General features: G+C 64.6%; 20 protein-coding genes. 13 read left to right on the top strand and 7 right to left on the bottom strand.

The window, feature by feature from the left end:
* Positions 1–252 precede the first annotated feature (252 nt).
* Both J6595_RS03310 and J6595_RS03315 read left to right on the top strand, forming a co-directional pair.
* Positions 253–723 carry a MerR family transcriptional regulator gene (locus tag J6595_RS03310; protein WP_209593041.1) on the top strand — a complete coding sequence of 157 codons (471 nt, stop codon included), beginning with the start codon at positions 253–255 and terminating at the stop codon, positions 721–723.
* A 375-nt stretch (positions 724–1,098) separates the two neighbouring features.
* Complete coding sequence (locus tag J6595_RS03315) at positions 1,099–2,307, top strand: acetyl-CoA C-acetyltransferase (protein ID WP_209593042.1); 1,209 nt, start codon at positions 1,099–1,101, stop codon at positions 2,305–2,307.
* A gap of 45 nt (positions 2,308–2,352) precedes the next feature.
* Here the strand turns inward: J6595_RS03315 and J6595_RS03320 are convergent, their stop codons facing one another.
* The gene (locus tag J6595_RS03320; RefSeq protein WP_209593043.1) at positions 2,353–3,141 is read right to left on the bottom strand and encodes an EAL domain-containing protein; all 789 of its coding nucleotides are present in this window, start codon (positions 3,139–3,141) and stop codon (positions 2,353–2,355) included.
* A gap of 156 nt (positions 3,142–3,297) precedes the next feature.
* Here J6595_RS03320 and J6595_RS03325 point away from each other — a divergent pair, with 156 nt between their 5' ends.
* Together J6595_RS03325 and J6595_RS03330 are read left to right on the top strand one after the other, a co-directional pair.
* Positions 3,298–5,505 (top strand): FAD-dependent oxidoreductase, encoded by a 2,208-nt coding sequence (locus J6595_RS03325; RefSeq protein ID WP_209593044.1) that lies wholly within the window; start codon positions 3,298–3,300, stop codon positions 5,503–5,505.
* A gap of 334 nt (positions 5,506–5,839) precedes the next feature.
* Positions 5,840–7,189 carry an SH3 domain-containing protein gene (locus J6595_RS03330; RefSeq protein WP_209593045.1) on the top strand — a complete coding sequence of 450 codons (1,350 nt, stop codon included), beginning with the start codon at positions 5,840–5,842 and terminating at the stop codon, positions 7,187–7,189.
* A gap of 17 nt (positions 7,190–7,206) precedes the next feature.
* Here the strand turns inward: J6595_RS03330 and J6595_RS03335 are convergent, their stop codons facing one another.
* Positions 7,207–7,611 carry a tautomerase family protein gene (locus J6595_RS03335; RefSeq protein WP_209593046.1) on the bottom strand — a complete coding sequence of 135 codons (405 nt, stop codon included), beginning with the start codon at positions 7,609–7,611 and terminating at the stop codon, positions 7,207–7,209.
* A 94-nt stretch (positions 7,612–7,705) separates the two neighbouring features.
* Here J6595_RS03335 and J6595_RS03340 point away from each other — a divergent pair, with 94 nt between their 5' ends.
* Positions 7,706–8,593 carry a LysR family transcriptional regulator gene (locus tag J6595_RS03340; RefSeq protein WP_245197590.1) on the top strand — a complete coding sequence of 296 codons (888 nt, stop codon included), beginning with the start codon at positions 7,706–7,708 and terminating at the stop codon, positions 8,591–8,593.
* Here the strand turns inward: J6595_RS03340 and J6595_RS03345 are convergent.
* The gene (locus J6595_RS03345) at positions 8,580–9,959 is read right to left on the bottom strand and encodes an L-serine ammonia-lyase (protein WP_209593047.1); all 1,380 of its coding nucleotides are present in this window, start codon (positions 9,957–9,959) and stop codon (positions 8,580–8,582) included. The two genes, J6595_RS03340 and J6595_RS03345, sit on opposite strands and share 14 nt — an antisense overlap.
* Positions 9,960–10,038: 79 nt before the next feature.
* On the bottom strand, positions 10,039–11,052 hold the full coding sequence (locus J6595_RS03350) for a YihY/virulence factor BrkB family protein (protein WP_342453076.1): 1,014 nt from the start codon (positions 11,050–11,052) through the stop codon (positions 10,039–10,041).
* 273 nt (positions 11,053–11,325) lie between these two features.
* Here J6595_RS03350 and J6595_RS03355 point away from each other — a divergent pair, with 273 nt between their 5' ends.
* Both J6595_RS03355 and J6595_RS03360 read left to right on the top strand, forming a co-directional pair.
* Entirely contained in the window at positions 11,326–11,979 is a 654-nt protein-coding gene (locus J6595_RS03355; RefSeq protein WP_209593048.1) for a LexA family transcriptional regulator, read from the top strand.
* Entirely contained in the window at positions 11,946–12,707 is a 762-nt protein-coding gene (locus J6595_RS03360) for a thermonuclease family protein (protein ID WP_209593049.1), read from the top strand. The genes J6595_RS03355 and J6595_RS03360 overlap by 34 nt, the downstream gene beginning before the upstream one ends.
* 71 nt (positions 12,708–12,778) lie before the next feature.
* Here the strand turns inward: J6595_RS03360 and J6595_RS03365 are convergent, their stop codons facing one another.
* Positions 12,779–14,425: a lysine--tRNA ligase gene (locus tag J6595_RS03365; protein WP_209593050.1), complete on the bottom strand. Its 1,647-nt coding sequence runs from the start codon at positions 14,423–14,425 to the stop codon at positions 12,779–12,781.
* Between the two features lie 216 nt (positions 14,426–14,641).
* Between J6595_RS03365 and J6595_RS03370 the strand changes: the two genes are divergently transcribed.
* Positions 14,642–15,052 (top strand): tellurite resistance TerB family protein, encoded by a 411-nt coding sequence (locus J6595_RS03370; RefSeq protein ID WP_209593051.1) that lies wholly within the window; start codon positions 14,642–14,644, stop codon positions 15,050–15,052.
* A gap of 106 nt (positions 15,053–15,158) precedes the next feature.
* Here the strand turns inward: J6595_RS03370 and J6595_RS03375 are convergent, their stop codons facing one another.
* Positions 15,159–16,007, bottom strand: coding sequence for a transporter substrate-binding domain-containing protein (locus J6595_RS03375; protein ID WP_245197591.1), 849 nt, complete (start codon positions 16,005–16,007; stop codon positions 15,159–15,161).
* A gap of 103 nt (positions 16,008–16,110) precedes the next feature.
* Between J6595_RS03375 and J6595_RS22445 the strand changes: the two genes are divergently transcribed.
* Positions 16,111–18,264 carry a glycosyltransferase family 2 protein gene (locus J6595_RS22445; RefSeq protein WP_209593052.1) on the top strand — a complete coding sequence of 718 codons (2,154 nt, stop codon included), beginning with the start codon at positions 16,111–16,113 and terminating at the stop codon, positions 18,262–18,264.
* Positions 18,265–18,549: 285 nt separating this feature from the next.
* Here the strand turns inward: J6595_RS22445 and J6595_RS03385 are convergent, their stop codons facing one another.
* Positions 18,550–18,696 carry an entericidin domain-containing protein gene (locus J6595_RS03385; protein ID WP_209593407.1) on the bottom strand — a complete coding sequence of 49 codons (147 nt, stop codon included), beginning with the start codon at positions 18,694–18,696 and terminating at the stop codon, positions 18,550–18,552.
* A 295-nt stretch (positions 18,697–18,991) separates the two neighbouring features.
* Between J6595_RS03385 and J6595_RS03390 the strand changes: the two genes are divergently transcribed.
* The 4 genes from J6595_RS03390 to J6595_RS03405 all read left to right on the top strand — a co-directional run bounded on the left by J6595_RS03390 (position 18,992) and on the right by J6595_RS03405 (position 23,348).
* Positions 18,992–20,140 (top strand): patatin-like phospholipase family protein, encoded by a 1,149-nt coding sequence (locus J6595_RS03390; RefSeq protein WP_209593053.1) that lies wholly within the window; start codon positions 18,992–18,994, stop codon positions 20,138–20,140.
* Between the two features lie 220 nt (positions 20,141–20,360).
* On the top strand, positions 20,361–21,005 hold the full coding sequence (locus tag J6595_RS03395; protein ID WP_209593054.1) for an exopolysaccharide biosynthesis protein: 645 nt from the start codon (positions 20,361–20,363) through the stop codon (positions 21,003–21,005).
* A gap of 126 nt (positions 21,006–21,131) precedes the next feature.
* Positions 21,132–21,506, top strand: a complete 375-nt coding sequence (locus J6595_RS03400) for a hypothetical protein (protein ID WP_209593055.1) — start codon at positions 21,132–21,134, stop codon at positions 21,504–21,506.
* A 234-nt stretch (positions 21,507–21,740) separates the two neighbouring features.
* On the top strand, positions 21,741–23,348 hold the full coding sequence (locus J6595_RS03405) for a TadE/TadG family type IV pilus assembly protein (RefSeq protein WP_209593056.1): 1,608 nt from the start codon (positions 21,741–21,743) through the stop codon (positions 23,346–23,348).
* Positions 23,349–23,415 lie beyond the last annotated feature (67 nt).

A 23,415-nucleotide genomic window follows, 5' to 3' on the forward strand; every position in this document is an offset into this window, starting at 1 on the left:
CGGTTTGCACCGCGACACATCTTGGCACCGCGATGAGAAGCGCCATCTACCTCCAAGGTGGACAGGCATCTTCCCACTCACGGCTCGTCAGGGATTAGACCGGGAAGCCGGCTTGAAGCTGGAGTCGGATTTCATTCTGTTACAAATCTGTCTTTGAAGAACCGCAATTGGATCGGTATTCCTCTAAGGAGGGATTCGGGGCTTGCCTTCGGGCAGCGAGACCTGGACCTCGGGGCAAAGTTGGAATCTACAATGTCAAAGCTATCAGCGGTCGAAAGACCGGAAGAAGAAACACCCGTCGATATCGATTTTCTGCTGGGACTGAGCGGTGATCCCCGTGCAGACAAAGAGACGTTTCGTATCGGCGATCTCTCGCAGGAATTCGGTGTCACGCTGCGAACGCTGAGGTTTTACGAGGATCGCGGATTGCTGTCGCCGGCCCGTCGCGGCACGACGCGGCTGTACAGCCGCCGCGATCGCACCCGCCTGCGTCTCATCCTGCTGGCGAAAATGCTTGGCTTTTCCCTCACCGAAGCAAAGCAGCTCATTGAGCTTTACCATCAGCCGAACGGCAAGCGGAAGCAGCTTGAAGTGTCGCTTGAGCGATTCGAAGAGCAACGCCACATCCTGCTCGAACAGAAGCGCGAGATCGAGGAATCGATCAAGGCGATGGACAAGACGATCGATTTCACGCGTTCACGGCTGAGCGAAGCTGCCGAATAACGGGCGCCTTCGGCGCTCGGTGGCGGTAAGGCAGCGACACCAATTCTGGTGTCGCTCCGCCGCACGGCATAGCGGACAGCGAAGCTCGGTGTGAGGCGACGCCGCGTCGGTGGGCGTGCCAAGCTCGTGGCCGCCACTTTCGCCCGCCACGTCCCGCATCGCGGTCACAGACTTCGCGCGGCGCATCTTGTCGTCGAGCCATCTCTCCCAATCTCCCCGATCAGATCGTTCGAAGACGCGTCCGGCCTCTCGCCCGGCCGACCCCTTGCGATCGGATCGATTGACGTTTACGTCAATGTAAACGACGCCGTCGCCGACGCATCCATCAAACATGTGGAGCGTGTGGCACGGATCCCGGGAGAGGAGGCAACGCTTATGGCCGAAGCTTACATTTACGATCACGTCCGCACCCCGCGTGGGCGCGGCAAGAAGGACGGCTCGCTGCACGAGGTGCCGGCGGTGCGTCTCGGCGCGAAGGTTCTCGAGGCTTTGCGCGAGCGCAACGGCATCGATACGGCCAAAGTGGACGACATCATCTTCGGCTGCGTGGATCCTGTCGGCGAGGCCGGCAGCGTCATTCCCAAGGCGTCCGCCTTCGAGGCCGGATACGCCTTTTCGGCGCCCGGCATGCAGATTTCGCGCTTTTGCGCATCGGGCCTCGACGCGGTCAACCTGGCGGCGGCCAAGGTGGCGCAGGGGGCCGACGATCTCGTGATCGCCGGCGGTGTCGAATCCATGTCGCGCGTCGGTATGGGCATGTCCGGTGGCGCCTGGGTCATGGACCCATCCGTCGGCATTCCGGCCTATTTCATGCCGCAGGGCGTTTCGGCCGATCTCATCGCGACCAAATACGGCTTCACCCGTGACGATGTCGACGCCTATGCGGTGGAGAGCCAGAAGCGCGCGGCCAAGGCCTGGAGCGAGGGCCGGTTCGCCAATTCGGTCGTCGCGGTCAAAGACCAGAACGGCATGACGATCCTCGACAAGGACGAGCATATGCGTCCCTCGACGGACATGCAGTCCCTCGGCAGTCTGAAAGCATCCTTTGCCCAGATCGGCGAGATGGGCGGCTACAATGCCGTCGGCATCCAGGCCCATCCGGAAATCGAGGCGGTCGAGCATGTCCACCATGCCGGCAATTCGTCGGGCATCGTCGATGGTGCTGCCGGCGTCCTGATCGGCTCGAAGGCAGGCGGTGAAACGCTCGGCGTCAAGCCGCGGGCCCGCATCCGCGCCTTCGCCAATATCGGCTCGGACCCGGCATTGATGCTGACCGGCCCCGTCGACGTGACGAACAAGCTCATCGAACGTTCGGGCATGTCCTTGAAGGACATCGACCTCTTCGAGCTCAACGAGGCCTTCGCCGCCGTCGTGCTGCGCTATATGCAGGCCTTCGACATCGACCCGAAGATCCTGAACGTCAATGGCGGCGCCATCGCCATGGGCCATCCGCTCGGGGCGACCGGCGCGATGATCCTCGGCACGGTCCTCGACGAGCTGGAGCGCCAGGACAAGCAGACGGCCCTCGTCACGCTCTGCATCGGCGCCGGTATGGGCACGGCGACCATCATCGAGCGCGTGTGAGGCGCTTCGATGGGCGTTGCAAGCGTTCAGTCCGACCGGGCGGCGTCAGGCGGTGGCGAGAAGGATCTTCGTCGTCGCCGGCCCGCTGACGTCGATCTGCAGGTCCGGCAGTGCCTGGAACGCGGGCTTGGCGAAGTAGTACCCCTGAAAAAGCCGGACGCCGGCCGCTTTCAATGCATTGAACTCCGCCGCCGTTTCGATGCCTTCGGCGAGGACCTTGATGTCCAGTTCCCGGGCGACGTAGAGGATCGCCGACAGGATCGTCTGCCGGGCATGGGACCGGTTGACGTCGCGCACGAGCTTCATGTCGATCTTGATCAGATCCGGCTGGAAATCGGCCAGCAGGCCGAGCCCGGCATAACCGGCGCCGAAATCGTCGAGGGCGGTGATGAAGCCCATCTTGCGGTATTCGGTGATGATCCGCTTCAGATGATCGACGTCGGTCATCTCTTCGGATTCGGTGAATTCGAACATGATCGCGCCGAGCGGAAAATCGTTCTTGCGGGCAGCCGCCAGCGTCGCCCTCAGGCAGGCGGCGGGCTCATAGACCGCGTTCGGCAGGAAGTTGATCGACAGATGCAGGTCGGGGCGCGGGAAAAGCTGCGAGGCGAGTTCGATCGCCTTGACCCGGCACGCCTGGTCGAAGCGGTATTTCTGCTCGTCAGAGACCCGGCTGAGGATGGAATACGCCCCCTCGCCCGCCACACCCCTGACGAGCGCCTCATAGCCCCATACCTTGCCGGCAGACGCATCGATGATCGGCTGGAAGGCCATCGAGAAGTCGAAGTCGAGCGGCTTCGAGGTCTGGCAGCCTGGGCACTCCGGAGCGGACATGAGGCGTCTCCTTGTCATCATTCGCAAAAGCCGACGGTGCAGTGCAAAGATTGAAACTATCTCAACAAGACGGTCGTCAGTGCCGATAACGTCTTAAATCCGAACATAAATTGTTAGCGGAGCAACGTTTGTCCGCGACTGGGATGGGAGCCAGACATGACCTACGAGAACTTCACCGTCGAGACCGATGCCGACGGCATCGCCCTTGTCACATGGGACATGCCGGGTCGCTCGATGAACGTCTTCACGGACGAGGCAACGGGTGAGATCGACGCGATCATCGACCAGATCGCAGCCGACGACGCCGTCAAGGGCGCGGTGATCACGTCCGGCAAGAAGGGCTCCTTCACCGGCGGCGCCGACCTGAAATCGGTCAGCGCGATGTTCGAGGACTTCTACGCCGAGGTCGGCAGGAACAACGATGCGGCGATCGCCACGCTGTTCGAGCGCGCCGGGCGGATGTCCTGGATCTGGCGCAAGCTGGAAACCTGCGGCAAGCCTTTCGTCGCGGCGATCAACGGCACCTGCATGGGCGGAGGCTTCGAGCTGGCGCTGGCGAGCCACGCCCGCATCGCGGCGCGCTCGGCCAAGATGGGCCTGCCGGAAGTCAAGGTCGGCATTCTGCCCGGCGCCGGCGGCACCCAGCGCGTGCCCCGCATGATGGATACGCAGGGCGCGCTGCAGATGCTGATGAAGGGCTCGACCCTTTCGGCCGACGACGCCCTTAAGATGGGCCTGATCGACGCCGTGGTCGAGGAAGGCGAACTCGTCAGTGCGGCCAAGGAGATGCTGAAAAAGGGTGTCTCGCCGGTCAAACCCTGGGACGAAGACCGCTTCAAGCTGCCGTCGGGCCCGGTCTATTCGCCGGCCGGCGCCAAGGTCTGGCCCGCCGTCGCCTCGCTCTACCGCAAGGAGACGAGCGACAACTATCCCTCGGCCAAGGCGATCGTGAAATGCGTCTATGAGGGCCTGCTGCTGCCGATGGATACGGCGCTGAAGGTCGAGCAGCGCTATTTCACCGAGGTGCTGCGCACCACCGAGGCGCGGATGATGATCCGCTCGCTCTTCGTCTCCTCGCAGGCGCTGGCGAAAGGCGCCCGCCGGCCGAAGGACGTGCCGGCGACCGACCTGAAGAAGATCGGCGTCATCGGCGCCGGCTTCATGGGCGCCGGCATCGCCTATGTCGCAGCCATGGGCGGGCTGGAGGTCGTGCTGATCGACCAGGAGCAGGCAGCCGCCGACAAGGGCAAGGGACATTCGCAGAAGCTGGTCGAAGGCGCCGTGTCGAAAGGCCGGATGAAGCAGGAGAAGGGCGAGCAGCTTCTTTCCCGCATCACCGCCACCACCGACTACGGCCAGCTCGCCGATGCCGGCCTCGTGATCGAAGCGGTGTTCGAGGATCGCGACGTCAAGGCCGAGGTGACGAAGAAGGTCGCCGAGGTCCTCTCCAAGGATGCGATCTACGCTTCCAATACCTCGACCATTCCGATCACCAGCCTCGCCACGGCCTTTCCCGATCAGGATCGCTTCATCGGCATCCACTTCTTCTCGCCGGTGGACCGGATGCAGCTGACCGAGGTGATCCTCGGTGAGAAGACCGGCGACAAGGCGCTGGCGGTCGCGCTCGACTTCATCCGCGTCATCAAGAAGACGCCGATTGTCGTCAATGACAGTCGCGGCTTCTTCGCCAATCGCTGCGTCCTTCGCTACATGAACGAGGCCTATGACATGCTCGTCGAGGGCGTGCCGCCGGCGATGATCGAGAATGCCGCCAAGTTCGCCGGCATGCCCGTCGGGCCCCTCGCCCTCAACGACGAGACGGCGGTCGATCTGTCGCAGAAGATCATGAAGGCGACCATGCGCGACATGGGCGAGGACGCCGTCGATCCGCGCCACTTCCAGCTGGTCGAGACGATGGTCGGTGGTGGCCGACTTGGCCGCAAAGCCGGCAAGGGCTTCTACGACTATCCCGAGAAGCCGGCGAAGAAAAAGCTCTGGCCGGGTCTGAAGGAGATGTTCGAGCAGAAGGACCCCGAGACCATCGATTTCGAGGAGCTGAAGCAGCGCTTCCTCGTCACGATGGCGCTCGAAGCGGCCCGCACCATGGCCGAAGGCGTCGTCGTCGATCCGCGCGAGGCCGATATCGGTTCGATCTTCGGATTCGGCTTCGCCCCCTATACCGGCGGCACCATCAGCTACATCGACGGAATGGGCGTGAAGGCCTTCGTCGCCCTGTGTGAAAAGCTCGAGGCAAGGTTCGGCGAGCGCTTTGCGCCGATCCCGCTGCTGAAGGAAATGGCCGACAAGGGCGAGACCTTCTACCAAAGGTTCGATCCGGCCGGGGTTTCAGCAAGGGCCGCCTGAGCTCTGCAACCCGGATCGGCGGCCGGCCAGATGGGCCACGCCGCTCGCGCATGACGAAAGGGTCTGGCGCCGTCCCGAGATCGAACGGGATGGCGCCAGACCTTTGCCATGTTTAATAGATCAAATTCGAATAAAGGGATGCCAAGCGGACTTGCGGCGGCGCGGTCCCGAAGTCAGGGGAAGGCTTCGGGGATCAGGCGCAATAATGCGGAATGGGACGGACGCGCCATGGTGCCGACCGGCCTGTCCAGCCGTCGCAGGGGTCCGTCCGGTTCCCCGCGCGCTCAGCCGCCAAGGCGGCAGCCGAGGGGATCGACACAGAGACGGGGAAGCCATGCGACCGGGGGATCTTCCGTCCCGGGACGGAAAAGAATTTGCCGACAGCTGCCACAGCGCCGATCGCCCCAGCGAGGAGACGATTCGTAGCCGCCTGATCGATCGCAGGCGCGCATTCGACGCGGCCGAGGCCGACCGTCGGCTGCTCGGCCGGATGCGCAAGCGCATGCGCCCGGCGGCCGGCTCGCGCAGGCCGCAGCTTGCGCTGGAAGCGCCGCTCGCCGCGATGCGCGGGGCGGCGCGCGGCCTCAGCGAGCGGCCGATCGTTTCCTTTGTCGCGGTGGCGTGCCTCTCCGCCGTCATTCTCGTGCCCCTGGCATTGTCCGCCCTGGCGCCCCTGCCCGGCGAAGCTCCCGCGCCGTCCGCTCTTGCATCGCGCAGCAATCCGGCCGCAGCGCATCGACCTTCCTCCGCCCGGACCGCGGAAAACGGAACCCTCGGCGCGAGCGCGCGTAGCGACGTTGCCGCGGGCAGGCGCGACACCGTCGAAGCCGATGCAGCTCTGGCCGAGGCCTCGATCGCTGCGGCACTGAACGACACACGCAGCAGCGCCTCAAGTGCTTCCTCCCCGTCGCAGAGCGGCACCAGCGGCAACGCTGGCCGAAAAACCGCCTCGGCCTACGCGCAACCTGTCGGGCCGGGACTGCCCGACGATGCATCGCTGCGCCGACAGGCAGCGCGCGCTCCCTGGTCTGGGCCCGCCGCGGCGCCCGGCGGCGCAGCCCCCGTCGGAGCCCGCCCCGACGTCGGGGCCGAGACCAGCATCGCCGCCAACAACATGCCCGCCATCGATCCGGCCGCCGCCGCCCTGGCCTTACGGCTTCCATCCGGACCGGACGAGGCTTTCACGGATCTCGATCCGACGGCGACGGGCAGCATCGTCGGTTCGCCCGCGACGACGAGCGATGTCGTCGTCCCAGGCGCACTCACTCCGGCGGCCTCCATGGTCGTGCCGGCCCCCGATGCGACATCCGCCCCGATCGGCGATTTCGTCGCGGTCTCACCGTCGATCCTGATCGCGTCCACGCAAGCCGCCACCACGCCAGCGAGCAAGGCGGAAACGCCGAGGCCGTCTCTCCTTGGAGAGACGGCAGAGCCCGGCAATGCCGCAGCCGGCGCCGCTCTTCCATCCGGCGAGACGGCCGCTCTGCCCGCAAATGAAGGGCGGGCGACGGCCTCGGTCAATCTGCGCGCCGAGCCGACCAATGACGGGACCATCGTCGCCGTTCTCGCCAAGGGCGAGGCCTTGAAGATCCTGTCATGCCAGAGCTGGTGCGAAGTCGAGACCGATAGGGGAAACAGGGGCTTCGTCTACGAAAAGTTCGTCGCGCGCACGCCGCAGGAGTAAGCGCCCGGCTGCGCCTGTCAGCCCGGATGCGCCGCCGCCCAGCGCGCGTTCTGCGTCCGACCGCCATAGCCATAGGCGTCTCCGTCGGTCGCGTGGACATGGACATAGGATTCCTCGTGCACCGGGCCGAGCAGGGTCTGCATCTCGGCATGGGCGGCTTTGACGAAGGCTGCCGTCTCGGCTCTGGTGTTCGTTCCGGCGGTGATCTTGATGTCCAGCCAGAACGCCGAAAGCCCCCCATCCGTCGGCCGCTTACCGGCGACGAACCAGTTTTCGGGCTCGGCCGGCTCGACCAGGACGGCGGTCACTTCGGGGTCCTTGCCGAGAATCTCGGCGCTGAGGCGCGCCGCCAGTGCGGCGATGCGTGGCGGCAGTTCGGGGCGCTGGCTCGGCGTGACGAAGCGAATGGTGATCATCGGCATTTCGGGTCTCCTTCATGGGGTGTGACGCCGATTTTGACTTTCCATTACCATCATACAATCCTATGATGAATAATATCTATGATCGTGTTTTTGTATGATGCTCGATCTCGAGTCCGTCCGCCTCTTCGTGCTGACCGCCGAATACGGCAATCTCACCCGCGCTGCGGAGGCAGCCGGAACGGTGCAGCCCGTCGTCAGCCAGCGGATCAAGTCCCTGGAAAAGCGGCTCGGAAGGCAGCTTCTCGACCGCAGCCCGCGGCATCTTCACCTGACCGAGGCCGGCGCGGCGTTTCTCGGGCCGGCGCGCCAGCTGCTCGCCGCCCATGACGAGGCGCTGCGACTTGAAGACGATCGGCCGCCGGCCCTTAGCCTCGGCATCAGCGACCATGCGCTCGGCACGGCCTTCGACGCCGTTCTCCATCGCCTGCAGATCGCCTTGCCACCGCGCACGCCGCTTGCCTTGCGGATCGGTCAGTCGGCGGACATCCGCGCGCTCTTCGACAAAGGCTCGATCGATATCGCCATCGTTCGGCGCGAGGGGCAGGCGAACGAGGGTGAAGTCCTCGGAGAAGATCCGCTGGTCTGGCGGGTGCCGCCGGTATGGTCGGCGCCGCAGGGGCCGGTCCCCGTCGTCTGGCTTCCGCCGCCCTGCGGTGTCAGCGCCGTTGCCGCAAAGGCGCTCGATCGTGCCGGCCTGCCCTTTCGGGAAGCCTTCGTCGGAGGAAGCTGCCTCGCTTTGGTCACGGCGGTGCGGGCGGGCCTCGGCATCGCCCCGCTCGGCCGGCTCGTCGGCGGCGACCTTCCAGAGGCTCCAGCCGCATGGGGCCTGCCGGCCCTTCCTTCCTCGCAGATCGTCATGCTGGCGCGAACGCCCGGCCCGTCACAGGCCGCCGCGGCCCGCGCGCTGGTAGCCAGCGTGCGGGATATGCTGAAAAGCCCATCGGCCGCGCCCGGCCCGCGCTCAGCGCTCAGCAGAGCGTGACGTTGGCGGCGAGGCCTCCCAAGGCGGTCTCCTTGTATTTCTCGCTCATATCGACGCCGGTCTGGCGCATCGTCTCGATGACCTGATCGAGGGAGACGAAGTGGGTGCCGTCGCCTTTGAGGGCGAGGCGCGCGGCGTTGATCGCCTTGACCGCGCCCATGGTGTTCCTCTCGATGCAGGGGATCTGGACGAGACCGCCGATCGGGTCGCAGGTGAGGCCGAGATTGTGTTCCATGGCGATCTCGGCAGCGTTCTCCACCTGCCTCGGCGTGCCGCCGAGAACGGCGGTGAGCCCCGCCGCCGCCATCGAGCAGGCGACGCCCACCTCGCCCTGACAGCCCATCTCCGCCGCCGAGATCGAGGCGTTCTGCTTGTAGAGCGCCCCGATTGCCGCCGTCGTGGCGAGGAAGCGGATCGAGCCCTCGTCGTCGGCGCCGGGAACGAAGCGCTCGTAATAGGCGAGGATCGCAGGAATGACGCCCGCCGCCCCGTTGGTCGGCGCGGTGACGACCCGCCCGCCGGCGGCGTTTTCCTCGTTGACGGCCAAAGCATAGAGATTGACCCAGTCGAGCGTCGTCAAGGGATCGCGCAGCGCCCGCTCCGGTCGGTGAAGGAGATCCTGATAAAGCAGCTTGGCCCGGCGTTTGACCTTGAGCCCGCCGGGCAGGCAGCCATCCATCCGGCAGCCGCGCTCGATCGACGAGATCATCGCGTCGCGAATCGACAGGATGCCGGCCCGCACTTCGGCGCGGGAACGCCAGGTCTCTTCGTTGGCGAGAACGAGATCGGCGATCGCGAAGCCTTCCTCGTCGCAATGGACGAGCAATTCGGCCGCATTGGCGAATTCATAGGGCGCGACGGCGTTTCTTAGGACCGGAGTCTCATCGCTGGCCTCTTCGGCCGACAGAACGAAGCCGCCGCCGACCGAATAATAGTCGGCGCGGTCGAATTCCGCGCCGCTTTCGTCGAAGACGACGAACCGCATTCCGTTGGGGTGGTGCGGCAGACGCTCGCGCTTGTGAAAGGTCAGCTCCTCGCCGTCGCGAAACGGCATTTTCCGCCTGCCGTCGAAAGCGATTTCCCCGGTTTCGCGGATTTGCGCATAGGCCTCCTCAGCAGCGTCCGGATCGATCTGGTCCGGCCGCATGCCCTGAAGGCCGAGCATCACGGCCTTGTCCGTGCCATGGCCGACGCCGGTCAGCGCCAGCGAGCCGTAAAGTTCGGCCACGACGCTCGCCACACGGTCCTTGGTCCCGCGCTCGTCGAGCCGATCGAGAAAGCGCCGGGCCGCCCACATCGGCCCGACCGTATGGGAGGACGAGGGCCCGATGCCGATCTTGAAGAGCTCGAACAGGCTGATCGACATTGCGGCCGCTCCCATATGCCAGGGCACCTTGCCGTTGCGGGGTGCCTCGTTGCGAGGGGAGCGCGAACCGGCTTCCGCGTCAAGCGCTTCGGCCGATCCTTCGTCCGACAGTGTCGGCGACCCGTGCGCCACGCCGGCCGATCGGCTTGGCCGGCGGGTCGGTGGTGTCCACGGCCGTCTGGTGTTCCATCTCGGCGTTGATCTCGGCGCCGATGATGAAGATCAGCGAGGAAATCCACACCCACATCATGAAGCCGACGACGGCGCCGAGCGAGCCGTACATGGCGTTGTAGTTGGCGAAGTTCGACAGATACCAGGAAAAGCCGATGGAGGCGACGAGCCAGACGCTCGCGGTCAGGAGCGCGCCGAGGGTCACCCAGCGCCAGCGCGCGCGTTTGCGGCTCGGCCCGTAGCGATAGATGATCGCGATCGCCACGACGATGAGCACGAAGACGGCGGGCCAGCGCAGCGCGGCAATGACCGTCTCCGTATAGGTCCGCAATCCGAAGATCGCCATCAGCGCCGGAACGACGCCGACGGCGACGATCAGGACGATGGCAAGGACGATGGCGCCGATCGTGAAGCAGAAGGCCACGAGGTTGAGCCGCAGGAAGCTGCGCTTCTCGCTTTCGCCATAGGCGACGTTCATCGCCTCGAACAGCGTCTTGATGCCGTTGTTCGCGCTCCACATGGCGAACAGAAAGCTGGTGACGAAGCCCAGCGAGAGCGACGTCGAATTCTGTTTGTTCAAGGTGGTGAGTTGCGCTTCGAGAAGATCGGTTCCCGATTTCGGCAGGAACTGGCCGATGAAGGCGATGTGATCGCCGATCGTCGTCGGGTCGCTGACGAAGCCGTAAAACGACACGAACACGGCAAAGGCCGGAAACAGCGCCAGGAGGAGATAGAACGTCGCGCCGGCCGCGATCAGCATCACCCGGTCTTCGAAGAAGGAGACATAGATGCGGGCGGCGATGTCCTTCCAGCCCTTCCATGGGATTTTGGTCGGATAGTCCGCGTCGCGTCCGCGACCGGGCTCCCCGGCCCTGCGGCGCATTTCCTCACTGGTCTGGGCGGCGAACCGCGTTTCACTCACCTCTTGTCGTCTCCGTTGGCGGGACCAGCAGCGCCCCGCTTCCCATCATGCCGTGAAAATTCGTCTCGTCATGGGAAGAATTCTGAAGGCCGGACCGTAACAGCATCCCGGCGCCCCGCAATCGCCACAATGCCACAGGGGGCGCCTTCGTTCCTTTGGCCGCAAACGGCTGACGCCATCCGGCCGCCTTTCCCTATGGACAAGGCGCGCCGACGCTTTTAAGAAGCCATAAAGGTATATTTTCCTTAGCCGCCTGACGACGGACCATTCGCCATGTTCTCGCACGATCGAATCTGGGCCGCGATCGACGCGCTCGCCGCGCGCAACAACCTTTCGGCGTCGGGTCTTGCGCGGCGCGCGGGCCTCGATCCAACGACCTTCAACCGGTCGAAGCGCAGCGCCGGCGACGGGCGGCCGCGCTGGCCGTCGACGGAATCGATCGCCAAGGTGATCGAGGCAACGGGCTCGACGATCGAGGATTTCACCGCGCTGATGGCCGGAAAGGGTGCTGGCGACGCCGGCCTGCAGGCACGCCGCGCTGCCGCCAGCGTGCCGCTGCTCGGCTTTGCCCAGGCCGGCGGCGGCGGCTTTTTCGACGATGCCGGCTATCCCGTCGGTCAGGGCTGGGACGAAATCCAGCTGCCGGCCCGATCCGACGAGACGACCTACGCACTCGAGGTCGCGGGCAGCTCGATGCTGCCGCTCTATCGCGACGGCGACGTCATCATCGTCGCCCCCGGCGCCTCGGTGCGGCGCGGCGACAGGGTGGTGGTGCGCACCCGCGAAGGCGAGGTGATGGCGAAGATCCTCCAGCGCCAGACCGCCCGCTCGATCGAGCTCGCCTCGGTCAATCCGGACTATCCCGACCTCCACTTTCGCGTCGAGGAGATCGAGTGGATGGCGCGAATTCTCTGGGCGAGCCAGTGAGAATTTCCGTCGATGTCGCCGCCATCCGGCGTAACATCGCCGTGGCAGTGGGCCTGATGCTGGTGTTTGCCTTCGTGATGTGGCTGGCGCCGGAAAAGGACGCGGGCCGCACCGTGTTCGAGGCCGGCCGCAGCCGCCCGCAAGCTCCCGCCACGCAGACCGCAAACGAGCCGCAGAAGACCAGCCCTCGGGACGAACGGGTCGCCGGCCAACGGTCTTCGACCTCGACCCCGGCCTCGCACAGCATGGCGTCGCGCGGCGAGACAGCCGCCGGCGCTTCGACCGAGCAGGAACCGCTGGAACGGCTGCCGCCACGCCCGCCCTTGTCAGACGAGGCGCTTCGGGCCGATACGCCGCGCCCGAAACTTCTGCCCCGCCCCGTCGCCCTCGATGGAGCCCATATCGCCTATCGCCAGGGCGTGATCACGCTTCCCGGCGTCGAGGCGGTGCCGCTCGCCGAACAGTGCGGCAGCGGCGCCGCGGCCTTCCCCTGCGGCGTCATGGCGCGCACCGAGCTCCGCCGCTTCCTGCGCGGGCGCTCCATCGCCTGCGAGGTGCCGGACGATTTCGGCGTCAGACGCGGCGAAGCCACAACTGCCTGCACCGTCGCCGACGAGGACATCGGCCGCTGGGTGGTCGAGAACGGCTGGGCCCGGGCGACGCCGGACGGGCCCTATGTCGAGGTCGAAGCGGCGGCGAGGAAGGCTCAGCGCGGCATCTGGCGGTAGGGCGAAGAGCCCCGGTGCGGGAGAACGGTATCGGGCCGCGGCTGCGCGGTCGTCCGCCTCTCCCCCTTCCCTCAGCTCGCCGCCGAAAGCTTGCCCTCCAAGGCCTGGCTGATCAGCGAACGGGTCTCGTCGATGCCGTAGAGCGCGACGAAGGAGCCGAAGCGCGGGCCCTTCTGTTGGCCGAGCAGGATCTGGTAGAGCGCCTGGAACCACTCGACCGAGACGCCCGGCCCGCCTTCGGGGCCCTTCTTCTTGAGGTCCTGATAGCGCTCGATCGGCCGCGCGACGTCGAGCATGGCGTTCTGGATCGCCTCGCCATCGGCGTCCTCGGGCAGCGATGCGAGCTTTTCGTCGAGCGAGCGAAGCGCTGCGCGTTCGACATCGTCGGGTGCCCGGAACTGCTTGGTCGGCCGGACGAAATCCTCGTAGTAGCGCAGCGCGTAGCCGACCAGCCGGTCGAGCTCGGGATCGGTCTCAGGCGTCGTGCCCGGCGCATAGCGACTGATGAAGCCCCAGAGCGTCTCGGTGTTGGACGCGTTCGAGGCCGAAACCAGATTAAGCAACATCGCAAAGGGCACGGCGATGCCCTGCGCCGGCGGCATGCCGTCGTGGATATGCCAGACCGGGTTCTGCAGCCGCGGCTTCAGATCCTGACGCTGATAGGCCGAAAGAAACGCGTAATAGTCGTCGACGGCCTTCGGGATGACGTCGAAGTAGAGCTTCTTCGCCGTCCGCGGCTTCTGGAACATGTAGAGTGACAGGCTCTCGGGCGAGGCATAGGCAAGCCACTCGTCGATGGTGATGCCGTTGCCCTTCGACTTCGAGATCTTCTCGCCATTCTGGTCGAGGAAGAGCTCGTAGACGAAATGCTCCGGCGCGCGGCCGCCGAGAATCTCGCAGATCCTGTCGTAGATCGGCGCGTTGGTCTGGTGGTCCTTGCCGAACATCTCGAAGTCGACGCCGAGCGCCGCCCAGCGCATGCCGAAATCCGGCTTCCACTGCAGCTTGACCTGACCGCCTGTGACGGGAAGCGTCACGTCCTGTCCGCCTTCGTCGGCGAAGGTGATCGTCCCGGCGGCCGCATCGACGGCCTTCATCGGCACGTAGAGAACCCGCCCCGTCGTCGGCGAGATCGGCAGGAACGGGCTGTAGGTCGCCTGCCGCTCCGCCCCAAGCGTCGGCAGCATCACGTCCATGATGTCCTGGTAGCGCGCGGCGGCGCGCAGCAGCACCTCGTCGAACCGACCGGAGCGGTAGTATTGCGTCGCGCTGGCAAACTCGTAATCGAAGCCGAAGGCATCGAGAAATCGGCGCAGCATGGCGTTGTTGTGATCGGCGAAGCTCTCATACTCGCCGCCGAAGGGGTTCGGCACCGCCGAAAGCGGCTTGTGAAGATGCGGCTCGAGCAGGGACCGGTCCGGCACGTTTTCCGGGATCTTGCGCATGCCGTCCATGTCGTCGGAAAAGCAGATCAGCCGTGTCGGCACCTGATCGTCGGTGAGAACACGGAAGGCGTGGCGCACCATCGATGTGCGCGCCACCTCGCCGAAGGTGCCGATATGCGGCAGGCCGGAGGGGCCATAGCCGGTCTCGAACAGGACCTCGGCCGGCATTCCGGAGGCCTCGAACCGTTTCAGGAGTTTGCGCGCCTCCTCGAACGGCCAGGCATTGGAGGCGAGCGCCTCTTCGCGCATCGGTTCGGCATCGGGGGTCGGCATGTTTTTTCCAGAAATGATCGAGAGAAACGATGGTCCAAAGCCGCCGGCAAAGACCGGTCGGAAATGCACGGCAAGGTCTAGAAAGAAGCGGGCCCTGCGTCAACAAACCCGGCGTCTCGGGAAAGCTCGCTTGAGCCGCCCCGGCGCCTCGGCACTTGTGGCGAAGCGATCCGATTCCTAGGTTTGCCGCACTGGAGCCGCGATGGAGCAAAGAGCATGGCAGCAATGAACCCGCAGGACGCACTCGTCCATCTGTTGATCGCCGTCGCCGCAGCCGATGGCCAGATCAGCGGGATCGAGCAACGCGAGTTCACCGTGCTGCTTCGCACCCTCCCCGTCTTCGAAGGCTTCGACGAAGGCCGGCTGACGGAACTCGCCCATGACTGCGGGCAGTTGCTCGACAAGGACGATGGCCTCGACGAGATCATCGCAAACCTCTTGAACTCCGTGCCGACCAATCTCTACGAGACCGCCTATGCTCTGGCCGTCGAAGTCATCGCAGCCGACAGCGATGCCTCCGAGCCCGAACTGCGACTTCTCGAAATGCTGCGCGACGCCTTCGAGCTCGACCGGCTGACCGCCGGCGCGATCGAGCACTCGGCAAGGGTGCGCTATCGCAAGCTGTGACGACGGCCCGCGCGCTGCCGGACTGAATGCCGAATTCAGCCCAATCAGCTGACCGGCATCGCGCGATGGGCGCGCTGGTCGAAGTCGCGATGCGTGGCCCGATAAATCAGAACGCGCTGATCGGAAAATAGCGCAGCATCAACTCCGTCATCTGCCCCTTGGCGACGAGCTGCGCGATGGCGTAGTCGATGGCGGTGGCAAGGCCGGGGTCGCTTGGCTGAACCGCAACTGACAGTCCCTCGCCCAAAAACCGATCCGACAGGAACGGCCCGCCCGCAAAAACGCAGCATTGCGCCGCGGCGTCGCTTTCCAGCCAGAACGACAGGCTGACGCCATCGCCGAAATACGCATCGATCTTGCCCTGCCGCAACGCGGCGAGAGCTTGGAGGCGATCGGGAAATGTCTGCACCGTCGCGGCTGGAAAGAAGGCGCGAAGCATGGCGCCATGGGCGCTCCCCTCCGCCACCCCGACGACCTTCGCACTCAGATGGTCACCGATCGGCTGTTCGATCGGGCGGTCCTTGCGCGCTACGAACCGAGCCGGATACCGGAAATAGGGCTGGGTAAAAGCGAATTCGCGCCGCGTGGTCGCGTTCATGGCGAGCCCGGCGATAATTGCCTCGCCGTCACCGCGTTTCAGGGCCGGCACGAGATCGGCAAAAGGAAGCGCCTCGATCTGGCACTTGGGAAGAACGCCCAGCTCCTCGCAGATCGCCTTGGCGAGATCGACGTTGAATCCCGTCAGCATGCCCCGCGCGTCGAGAAAATTGAACGGCGGATAGTCCGTCGAGGTCATGAAGCGGATGCGCTGGCGACTGGTGAGGTCGGGTTTGGCAATCCGCTGATGCTGGTCCACGAAGTTTGGCGTCGCCACCGTTTCGCGACCATCGTCGGCCGCAAGCGACGGCATCGCGAAGCCGACTATGAAAAAGACGAGGCAAATCAACCAGCGCAAGAATAATTCCCTCAATAGTTGGTTTACCTGACCATTCAACTTCAACACGATACCCAGGGGTTGCCGGAAAAGACAATACAGCCTGAAGACGCAGGAGGGTTCGGTGCGGGCGAATCTCGATATCGCTCACACCCTCGGGGGCCAGATCTATCCGACGCCGATGGGACCGGGCAAGCGTCCCCCCCCGTCGCCGGGACTGGATATCGACGAGCGCCCCGGACCGAACTTCCGCCATGACAATCTACCGCGATCCGGCAGCGCCTTCAGCCCCTTCCAGATGCGGTTGTTCGACGCTCTGCAGATTTCTTACGGCGATGCTCTCGATGCTCATCTGGCCGCGCGGCGGCATTGCAGCGACATCGCCTCGGAGCTGATCGCCGCCGGCCATTGCGACGAAACCCGTTACGCCGAGTGCGTCGCCGCTCATCTCGGTGTTGCCTATGGGCCGATCGGGGAACTCGACCGGGTTCTGGACGTCGCGGACATGCTGGAGCGTCCGCCGCCACGCATTCTGAAGGTCTGCGACGACCGGCTGGACGGGCGCATCTTCGTTTGCCCGACCATCGAAAATCTGGAGCGTTTGAGCGATTATCTCGATCGCTGGACGCAGATGCGTGCGCTGATGCGGGTGACGACGCCATCGGACGCGTCGCGGGCCATCGACCGACAGACCATGGCCGAGCGCTACCGCACCGCCCGCCTCAGCCTGTCGGCCGAGACGCCCCGCCTTTCCGCCCGCACGGCCATCGAAGCCCATCAGGCAGCGTTCGGCGTCGCAGCGCTGATCGCCGCCATCGTCTTCTTTGCGGCCGCGCCCGGCCTTGCCTTCGGCCTATGCCACGGCGTCGGCACGCTGTTCTTCACGGCCTGTCTCGCTTTCCGCATCCCCGCCGCGCTCGCCGCTCGACAGGACCCGGCGGCAGCGCGCCACCTGCCGGCCCCTGGCGTTCTCGAAGAAGGCTGCCAGAGCGTGCCGATCTACAGCATTCTGGTCGCCCTCCATAAGGAGACGGCCATGGTGCCGAAGCTCGTCGCGGCGCTGGATGGGCTCGAATGGCCGAAGACCCGGCTCGACATCAAGCTCGTCTGCGAGGCCGACGACGAGGAGACGATCAGCGCCGTCGCCCGCGCGATCGAGGGGCGCCCGCATTTTTCGCTGGTGCTGGTCCCTCCCGGAGAACCCCGCACCAAGCCGAAGGCGCTCAACCATGCGCTGCCGCTCGCATTCGGGGAATTTCTCGTCCTCTACGATGCGGAGGACGAGCCCGATCCCGGCCAGCTGCGCGAAGCCTATCTGAGATTTCGCACCGGCCCGCCCAATCTCGCTTGCCTGCAAGCGCCGCTCATCGTGACGAATGGCGAGGGCAACTGGCTGGCCGCGCTGTTTGCGCTCGAATATGCGGCGTTGTTTCGTCGCCTGCTGCCCTGGCTTGCCCGCCAGGGCCTGCCACTGGCGCTCGGCGGCACCTCGAACCATTTCGTTCGCGCCGATCTCGTCGCCGTCGGCGGCTGGGATTCCCACAACGTCACCGAAGATGCCGATCTCGGCATTCGGTTGCACAGAGCGGGCTACCGCGTCGGCACGCTGACCCGGCCGACCTTCGAGCACGCGCCTGAACTCTGGCGCGTCTGGGTTCGCCAGCGCACGCGATGGATGAAGGGCTGGTTCATCACCTATCTCTTGCACATGCGCGAACCGCGGCGGTTGTCGAAGGATCTCGGCGCGAAAACGATGGTCGCCTTCCAGCTTCTGTTTCTCGGCATGCTGATCTCGGCATTCGCCCATCCGATCCTGCTTGCCGTCATCATCGGGCAATTGGGTGCGATCGCGTTCGGTTTCCTGCATTTCCGCGATCTCGCGGCACTGACGTTCGTCGATCTCTTCAATGTCGCGACGGCCTACACGCTTTTCGTGGTTCTCTCCTCGAGCGGTTTGACACCAGCGGAGCTAAAGCCGCTGCGCCGCCGCTACGTGCTGCTTCCTGCCTACTGGGTGCTTCTGGCAGTCGCGACGACGCGAGCGCTAATTCAGCTCCTGACGGCGCCGCACAAATGGGAAAAGACCCCTCACGGCCTTGATTCACGGGCAAGTTTCTCCGATCCGCGCTACCGGATCGAGCCGTTCTTCGAGCGCGTCGACCTTGCGCCTGTCGTTGATAGCGGCCCCCGTCTCATGTCCCTGCCGGAGTGGCCCTCTGCAACCGGGCCATGGCAGTCCTCAGGACCGCAGGAGTTCGCGTACATTCCCGTTCGCTGACCTGGCCGGTGTAAAGGACGATGCGAGGGGCGTCCTTCGGAGTGGAACAAAGCGAACCGCGATGGTGAGAATGGCAAGCGGCATCAGAACTGCACCTACGAAACGGCGGTTCGGCCAGCAGGCGCATTCAGCTTTCAACCCGGCCCGGCCTAAGGAACGCGAGGCGGAACTGAACACTGTCTCAAAGTCAAAGCCGGGCCCACTCCCGCGAGTGTCCCGGCTCCAACAGACATCGAGGTCGCGCCAGGCGAGCCTCACACGACCCGCATCAGGCGAAACCATCCATCATCTGGCGACGTCGTTCACAGCGGCGCCCGTCGCGTCGACGGTGTTGCCGACATCACGTCCCACGCCCCTGACGGTGTTGGCGCAAGCCGACAGCAGCATGGCGCTGGCGAGAAGGGTGAGAACGATCGAATTACGCCTGGTCACGGGTCGGTGCTCCAAAAGAAGATACAGGTGCCATTGGAACGGTCTCGTGACCTTAAAGTTCCGACACATTCTCGACGCGTGGAGCTTCCGCCCCACTTCTCTTTTGCTGCAGCGCGGCATCGGGGGCGTCGGCCTGTCTTCATCACCTCAGGCAGCCCGGACCGGCATGCCGCAAATCCGGACAGCCGGGTTTCGGCTTTGGCGCCAGGGGCCATGCCGAATAAGCTCGCGCCTCGCGCTCACCCAGTCATCGCAGCCGCCCGCTTCTTGCCGACGCCCAAAGGTCTTCGCCACCATGAAACACGCTTCGCAAAAACAGGCCATTTCCAGCGATCTCGCGATCACCAAGGCAGACGAAATGCTCGTTCTGGTGTTTCAGGGCGGCGGCGCCCTCGGCTCCTATCAGGGCGGCGTCTTCGAGGCGATGGAAGGGCGCGGCGCCAGGCCCGATTGGGTGGCGGGGATCTCGATCGGCGCAATCAACGCGGCGCTCGTCGCCGGCAACAAGCCCGGCGAGCGGACGCAGGCCCTGAGGACGTTCTGGGACAGGGTCTCGTCCTCCATCACCTTCGGACCTCCCTTGCCGGGACTTTTCCTGCGGACGGCCTTCAACGAGGCGAGTGCCGCATCGACCGCCATGTATGGCGTGCCCGGATTCTTCGTCCCTCGGCTTCCGCCAAGCTACCTCCTTCCCGACCGCAACCCCGGCGACGTCAGCTATTACGACACCACGCCGTTGCGCGCGACGCTGGAAGAACTCGTCGATTTCGACCTCCTCAACGGCGGCGAGACCCGTGTCAGCCTTGGTGCCGTGAACGTCGCGACCGGCAACTTCCGCTATTTCGACAGCCGGGAAACCAGGATCGGCCCTGAACACGTAATGGCCAGCGGCGCCCTGCCCCCCGGATTTCCGCCGGTCGAGATCGAGGGCGAATGGTACTGGGATGGCGGGCTCGTTTCCAACACGCCGCTGCAATACGTCCTCGAGCGTGATCACCATCACGACATGTGCATTTTTCAGGTCGATCTGTTCAGCGCAAGAGGCCCCGTGCCGACGACGCTGTTCGACATCGCCGAGCGCGAGAAGGACATTCGCTTCTCCAGCCGCACGCGGCTGAACACCGACATGATGAAGGAACAACGGCAACTGAAACGGGCGCTCTACCGGCTGCTGCGCAAGCTGCCGGAGGACCTCGCCGCCGATCCGGACGCCGCCCTCCTGAGCGCGGCATCGAACGATGCGTCGGTGACGATCGTCCATCTGATCAACCGCCGCAAGGCCGCCAGCCGGGACTCCAAGGACTATGAATTCTCCCGTGCGTCGGTCGACGAGCGCTGGAGCGATGGCTTTGCCGATGCGCAGGAAACCTTCGAGGATAGCCGGTTTCAGAATCGCCGCATGCCACCCCATTCCGTCGAGGTGCTGGACCTCAGCGACAAGTAAACGCGGCCAACGGCCCGCAGGCAGCTCGGCAACATTGCCCCTGTTTCGGCGTCACGAGCCCGGGAACGCGGATCGAAACCTCGACTTAACGCAGGAATGGGCATAGTGAGCCCGGTGCAGCTCGTTCGGGACTGGTCGATCGTCGATGTCGTTGATCCATCACCGGCCTGAAAATGCCCTGATCGAACGACCATAAATGTCAATTTGCAGAGTCTCGTCCGTGTCCCCTGGTGGTTTTTCCAGTCTGCGCCGTGCGATCCGCCGGCAAGGCGGCAATCGACAGAAGCGTATCTCGGCGATCCTTCGCACCTTCAGCCATCGCCGGTCCGGCGAACCGACGATCAACGAGCTCTCCCAGGCCTTCGATACACGCGCGTTCGGCGCCTTCTTCATTCTGTTCGGCGGGCTCAACCTCATCCCGCTGCCGCCTCCGGCGTCGTTCTTCATCGGCCTGCCGCTGATGTTCTTCACCTTTCAGCTCGCCATCGGGCGCCCGAGAATCTGGCTGCCCAACGCAGTGGGAAGAATGAAGCTCAGCCCCGACCGGATCGCCCAGGTGATGGGAAAGATCGGGCCGATGCTGAGGCGGATCGAGCGGCTCGCCCGCCATCGCTACTGGATGGAGCCCGAGCGGCTGTTGCTGCCGATCCTCGGCTGGTATTCCTTCGTGATGGCGACGATCGTCGCCATCCCGTTTCCGCTCACCAATCTCCTGCCGGGCATTTCGGTTGCTCTCGTCGGTGTGGCGATCAGCACCCGCGACGGCCTCTGGCTCGGTGCCGCGCTGATCACCGGCATCATCGGGATCGCCGCGCTCGTCGGTTTTTACGGCGCTGCAGCTTTCGCCGTTCTTCAGTTTTTCTAGCCGTTAAAGGCTGCAGAGACGTCCCCGGCCCTGGCCGGCACAGCCGCGACTGCGAATAAATGCTCGGCCCGCGCGACTTTCGCGGCGGTTCCGAGTTTACTCTGTGAACCTTAAGGACTGTCCGCAATGCATCGTAACGATCCGTTCTCTTTCGTCGCCGATTTCGGCACGCCCAAGAGCGTCGCCGAACTGACCACTCTTGCGACGCTTTCGCCCTTCGTGATCGCCAGCCGCGTCGGTCAGCTCTGGTTCGCCATGGCGACGGCGCCGACGGCGAGGGACAAGGCCGAGGCGACGCAGATGGTGAGCGAGAAGATGGCGGCCACCGGCGAGGCCGTCATTGCGGTACAGACCGCCATGGCAAAGGCCGTCGGCGATGCCGTCATCTCGTCGATTACGGGCCGGCGCCAACCGGGCAACCCGATGGACGCGGTCTTCCAGGCGGGGCTCAGGCCCTATTCAAAGCGCGTTCGCTCGAACCATCGCCGTTTGTCGCGCTAGCGAGTCTCCCGCAAAATATCAGCTCCGGGCCGATGAATGAGGCAAAATGACAAGTCCGTCGCCGCCTGCGACATGGACCGTTAACCTCGCTTTCAAACTCGGCGATGGCCTGTGATATCGTCCTGATTTGTTTGGCGTTCTGTTAAGACAAATCCACAAGAGTGCCGCGTGACAATGTTCACGTGAGGTCCATTCATGGCGTATCGGCTTTCTCTTGCGCGTTTGTGGAGAGGCTTGGCTGGCCGCCTTGTAAGAGACACCCGCGGCAATTTCGGCATGATGACGGCGCTTGCGGCGGTCCCCGTCATCGTTGCGATCGGCGGCGGCGTCGATGCCGGCAATGTCTGGCGCTACAAGTCCGAGGCACAGGCGGCAGCCGATTCCGCCGTGATCGTCGCGGCGCGAGATGCCAGTGGGGACGACACCGAGCGCGAACGTCTGGCGGACATGTATTTTCTCGCCAACATTGCCGACGACATCGACGCGGACGTTTCCGGCACGAACCTTCAAATCGAAAACGGCGAGTACATCTACAACGTCGATTTCAAGGTCGAGACGCCGTTTCTCGGTTTGATCGGCATCGAAAACCTGACTGTCGGCGTCGAATCGGTGTCGGCGAGAGCCAACATCCCGCTCGACATCGTCCTCGTTCTCGACTCGTCCGGCTCAATGGCCAACGACAGTCGCATGGTCGAGTTGAAGAAGGCCGTCGGCCTGTTTCTCGACCAGTTCGCGGGCGCCGAAAGCGGCGACGCCAAGGTCCAGGCCGCACTGATACCGTTTGACACGCAGGTGCGGCTCGATTCGACCACCATGGGAACCTACGCAGGCACCCCCGCCAATCCCTATGCGACGACCGACTGTTCGACGATCGCCGATCTGACCGACAGGGCGGCCTGCGTCGCGGCACAGGCGATTGCGGACCCGGTCATCGACTGCAGCAAGCTGAACTATAACGCGAACTACATCGACCGCTATTTCTGCTCGCCGACCCGCGACGGCTTCGAGCTCGGCACGACGAACATTCTGACCGGCTGTTATACCTATTACTACTGCGTCACCTATTCCTACACCGCATCGCAAAGCGGGACCAACTACGTCGTCGATCGCCAGAACGTGTCGAAGCAGTGCAGTTACCGGGGCTGCAGCTACGTCGCCTATGGTTCGTCGACACGGATCTATTCCCAGGTGATCACGACGACCGGCACGACGCCGGTCACCACCAAGGACAACGATACCGAGACGGCCAACAACGATCTGATCCTCACCGCTTCGGAGACTTGGTCCGGCTGCGTGATCGATCGCACCCAGTCCTACGACGTCACCAACGATCCGCCGCAGACGGGAGTATCGGCGACGATCTATCCGAAGGCCAACTGCGCCCGGGACACGCTGCTTCCCGTCTATCCCCTGACGACCGACCTCACGACCCTGAAAACCAAGGTCAATCAGATGCAGCCTTCCGGCAACACCAACATCACCATCGGCGTGCAATGGGGCATGGAAGCCTTCACCTCCACCTATCCCCTCGCAGGCGCAAACACCGATACCCGCACCCAGAAGGTCATGATCGTGTTGACCGACGGCAACAACACCCAGAACCGCTGGAACGGCAGCGACAAGGTCTCGGCGATCGACGCTCGCACGACGAAGGCCTGTGAGAACGCCAAGGCGGACGACATCGAGATCTTCACCATCCGCCTCATGAGCGGAAACGAGACCCTGCTGACCGGCTGCGCGTCAGATTCGGACCATTATTTTCCGGTCACGACCGCCAGCGAACTGACCCAAACCTTCAGGGAAATCGCCGAACGCGTCCTGCGGATCCGCCTCGTCAGCTGACAGGTCCGACCGTCTTGTGAGAGGGCTGGCCCGGGGTCGCGCCGAAGGCGGCGGTCCCGGCGCCTCC

Origin of the sequence: Jiella mangrovi, from assembly GCF_017815135.1 — a bacterium.
GTDB lineage: Bacteria > Pseudomonadota > Alphaproteobacteria > Rhizobiales > Rhizobiaceae > Jiella > Jiella mangrovi.

What these genes read in the sequence shown, in the direction of transcription:
- J6595_RS03310 (WP_209593041.1), top strand. Translation starts at nt 253, where the DNA reads ATGTCAAAGCTATCAGCGGTCGAAAGACCGGAAGAAGAAACACCCGTC.
- J6595_RS03315 (WP_209593042.1), top strand. Translation starts at nt 1,099, where the DNA reads ATGGCCGAAGCTTACATTTACGATCACGTCCGCACCCCGCGTGGGCGC.
- J6595_RS03320 (WP_209593043.1), bottom strand. Translation starts at nt 3,141, where the DNA reads ATGTCCGCTCCGGAGTGCCCAGGCTGCCAGACCTCGAAGCCGCTCGAC.
- J6595_RS03325 (WP_209593044.1), top strand. Translation starts at nt 3,298, where the DNA reads ATGACCTACGAGAACTTCACCGTCGAGACCGATGCCGACGGCATCGCC.
- J6595_RS03330 (WP_209593045.1), top strand. Translation starts at nt 5,840, where the DNA reads ATGCGACCGGGGGATCTTCCGTCCCGGGACGGAAAAGAATTTGCCGAC.
- J6595_RS03335 (WP_209593046.1), bottom strand. Translation starts at nt 7,611, where the DNA reads ATGCCGATGATCACCATTCGCTTCGTCACGCCGAGCCAGCGCCCCGAA.
- J6595_RS03340 (WP_245197590.1), top strand. Translation starts at nt 7,706, where the DNA reads ATGATGCTCGATCTCGAGTCCGTCCGCCTCTTCGTGCTGACCGCCGAA.
- J6595_RS03345 (WP_209593047.1), bottom strand. Translation starts at nt 9,959, where the DNA reads ATGTCGATCAGCCTGTTCGAGCTCTTCAAGATCGGCATCGGGCCCTCG.
- J6595_RS03355 (WP_209593048.1), top strand. Translation starts at nt 11,326, where the DNA reads ATGTTCTCGCACGATCGAATCTGGGCCGCGATCGACGCGCTCGCCGCG.
- J6595_RS03365 (WP_209593050.1), bottom strand. Translation starts at nt 14,425, where the DNA reads ATGCCGACCCCCGATGCCGAACCGATGCGCGAAGAGGCGCTCGCCTCC.
- J6595_RS03370 (WP_209593051.1), top strand. Translation starts at nt 14,642, where the DNA reads ATGGCAGCAATGAACCCGCAGGACGCACTCGTCCATCTGTTGATCGCC.
- J6595_RS03390 (WP_209593053.1), top strand. Translation starts at nt 18,992, where the DNA reads ATGAAACACGCTTCGCAAAAACAGGCCATTTCCAGCGATCTCGCGATC.
- J6595_RS03400 (WP_209593055.1), top strand. Translation starts at nt 21,132, where the DNA reads ATGCATCGTAACGATCCGTTCTCTTTCGTCGCCGATTTCGGCACGCCC.